The sequence below is a fragment of the Aquimarina pacifica genome, from assembly GCF_000520955.1.
Taxonomy (GTDB): domain Bacteria; phylum Bacteroidota; class Bacteroidia; order Flavobacteriales; family Flavobacteriaceae; genus Aquimarina; species Aquimarina pacifica.
Map to the genome: position 1 here is coordinate 1 of NZ_JACC01000079.1, position 3830 is coordinate 3830.

1 protein-coding gene is annotated in these 3830 nt (G+C 43.1%); it reads right to left on the reverse strand.

The window, feature by feature from the left end:
- Positions 1 to 188: 188 nt before the first annotated feature.
- Positions 189 to 3830 (reverse strand): DUF7507 domain-containing protein (locus tag DZ60_RS0121750; protein WP_025744117.1); only part of this gene is annotated, 3642 nt, incomplete at its 5' end.

Below are 3830 nucleotides of genomic sequence, written 5' to 3' on the forward strand. Positions count from 1 at the left end.
TTAACACTAATGGTATTATACATATACTGCGTATATTGAGCATCTTGCTGCCCATAATGATCATGAGAAACAAAACTCAAAAGGGCGACTGCCACTATTTTGTATATTTTTTTCATCCGCTATTATTTACTAGTTTTCAATTCTACCCGTGAGTACACTACCCACGGGTAATTCATTTTTTTAGTTGATTATCTGTTGATATACAAGTATCCTGCTCTGCTCTTTTGTTCTTCTGATCCATTAACACTAAGAACATACTCCAGTACATAGTAATACGTACCTACCGGCAAAAGATCCGAGGCCTCTACCGTGGTTCTTCCATTAGAAGTACCTCTAAAGAAATTATCATCGCTTCCATAATTAGTCGTCTGATAAACCTCGACGCCCCAACGGTTATAAATCGATAATGTATTCTCAATACCTGAAAGACCACTAATGATAAAGGCGTCATTCACCCCATCCCCATTAGGAGACATCCCATTAAAGACCGTAATACCATCCTCTCCATCGGTCAGAGATGTATTAGGCTCTAAGTAATCAGGGATACCATTCCCATCTGTATCTATAGCATCGTCTGGATTGCCATTACCATCAGGATCCGATTGCTCATCGGCAGTCAAAAGACCATCATCATCATCATCTATATCCTGGAAGTCATCTATACCATCGCCATCAGTATCTTGTATCGGATAGTTCACATCTCCGGCATCAAAACCTCCAGAATTTTGAACTCCATCAGGAATCCCATCACTCCCGACATTCCCTTCAATAACTCCAGATACAGACACAGTAACAGCTGCTAAGTCTGCTCCCGATTCATAAACATCTAAAACACCATCTCCATCTGCATCGAGATCCAAACGATCAATCACTCCATCTCCATCGGTATCCAAATCAGGATCCCCATTTTGTTCTTCAATATCGGTAATACCATCATTGTCATCATCCAAATCAAAAGGATCAACAACGCCATCTCCATCACTATCTCTATAACTAATAGTAGGATCATCAGGGTCTCCATCACTATTGGCATCAATATCTGATGGATTATTAGGATCGTCAGAGAAATCAAAAATATCATCACCCATAGGGGTAAGACCCATGACTTCTGCAATATTCAACACTTGACCCGATTCAATATCTTCTTGAGTAACCACATGCTCAGCAATCACCGTAGCAATCGCCTCTGGAGCAATCTCAGTTGGTGTAGGACCTGATATAATCGTAGCATTGTCATCAAGCACCATAAGACTACTTAAGGTAACCGTACCTGTATTTTCTATCTCAATAGTATAGGTAATCACATCTCCTACATCAGAGAAAGAATAGCTGTCAGGAACCTTTGTAACAGACAATGCTCCAAAGGTAATAAGACCCGTATTGGTTTGAGTCGCATCATCAGGATCTGGAGTTGTAGGATCATCAGAAAGATCAACTACCTGAGTCCCATCAGGAGTTTCTCCTACAACATCTGCTTGATTCAAGACCATACCCATATCTAGATCCATTTGAGTAATCGTATGCTCAGCAGTAATCATCACAACATCTCCAGGAGCCATCGTAGTAATACTAGAAGGAACTACACTGCCTACATCAGCATTAAGATCATTAACAACCACATCACTTAAGGTAGTATTCCCTGTATTGGTCAACTCAAGACTATACATAATAACTTCTCCTACCGTATCATAAGCCCCATCTAAAGGATCTTCTGAATATTTAATCAAGGTCAACTCCGGGTTCTGATCAACAGGAGTCACCGTTGCATCATCAGGAGCAGCCGTATCAGGATCATCAGAATCTACATCAAACACTGTAGTGTCTGGTGCCTCAGCTTCTACATTGGCCGTATTGGTAACCATACCATCATCAATATCTAATTGGGTAATCCCATGCGTTGCAGTAACCGTTACCGTCTCACCAGGAGCAATACTAGCAATAGTAGAAGGAACAATCGTATCAGCATTACCATCAGTGACCTCCACATTACTCAAAGTAACATTACCATCATTGGTTATCGCCAAAGTATAAGTGATAATCTCACCTACAGTATCATAGGAACCATCTGCTGGTGGATCATCTGTTTTAGTAAGTACCATCGATGGATTTGGTGGTAATACCGTTACTGTAGGATCATTGGTGGGGTCTGTATCTACATCAGGACCATCGACAAGCTCATCTCCATCATCAGAAACATCCGTAACATCTCCACTACCCGATGGACTATCACCCGTCACCGTAGCAGAATTCGTAATACTACCCAAATCAATATTATCCTGATCAATCGTATACACAACCACAGCACTACCTGTAGCTCCAGGAACCAGCGTAGAAGGCACTATCGCCACATCAACACTACTCGTTAATAAATCAGTGAAGGTAAGATTATCCAATGTCACATTTCCGGTATTCTCTACACTAAAGGTATAAGTAATCGTATCACCAGCATCCACAATACCATCGCCTCCATCATTAATCACTCCACTCTTGGTAAGGGTAGCTTCTGGAGCTGCAGGAATGATAGTAATGGTTGGATCATTACTTGGATCTCCATCGGTATTGCCAGAAAAATCAGGAGTCTCAATCGTATCATCGCCCGCATCAGAAACATCCGTAATCGCGGGATTGATCGTACCGTCTGGATCTGCAGGAGGCGTACCAGTACCTGTAGCACTGTTCTCAATACCTCCGGCATCAATATCTAATTGTGTTAAAACATATAGTACACTAAAGGTCGCAATCTCACCAGGAACTAACGTACCAGGAGCACTAGCGCCACTATTCATATCAAATACAGGGGTTGGGGCACCACCCGTTCCACTAAACACCGTCTCACTAACACTCACACTGGTCACATCAACATTTCCGGTATTCTGAACCGTATAGGTATATTCTATCGTGTCCCCAACATCAGCAACCGTAGCATCTAAGCCGCCAGTGATATCTAATACGCCACTTTTTAAGGTAGATAATGAGGGACTCGCGGGAATCAAACTCACCGTAGGATCATTCTCAAAATCTGTATCTCCATCATCTGTACCATCTAAACCAGGTTCATTGAGCGTATCATCACCGGCATCAGAAACATCTGTAAGCGCCGGATTCACCGTACCATCTGGATCCGCAGGAGGCGTACCCGTACCCGTAGCACTGTTCTCTAATCCGCCGGCATTAATATCTGCCTGAGTGATCGCATAGGTCGCCTCAAAAGTAGCCGTCTCACCAGGAATCAACGTACCCGCAGCACTTGGACCATCATTCATATCAAACACTGGTGTTGGAGTCGTACCTGTACCACTAAACACCGTCTCACTAACACTCACTCCTGTTAACGTCGTATTACCCGTATTCTCAACCGTATAGGTATAGGTAAACACATCGCCAACATCGGCAATCGTAGCATCAACACCACCAGTAATATCCAAAACACTCGTCTTAACCGTAGCTAAACTGGAACTCGCGGGTGTTAACACTACCGTAGGATCATTCTCAAAATCTGTATCCCCATCATCTGTACCATCTAAACCAGGCTCATTCAAGGTATCATCACCCGCATCAGAAACATCCGTGATCGCCGGATTCACCGTACCATCTGGATCTGCTGGTGGGGTTCCTGTACCTGTAGCACTGTTCTCTATTCCTCCGGCATCAATATCCGCCTGAGTTAAGGTATACATCCCTGTAAAGGTAGCACGCTCACCAGGAACTAACATCCCGATTAAACTACCCCCATTATTACTAACAAAGACAGGGGTCGGTGTGGTGCCAGTTCCGCTAAATAACGTCTCACTAACATTCACTCCACTTAAAGCAACATTACCTGTATTCTC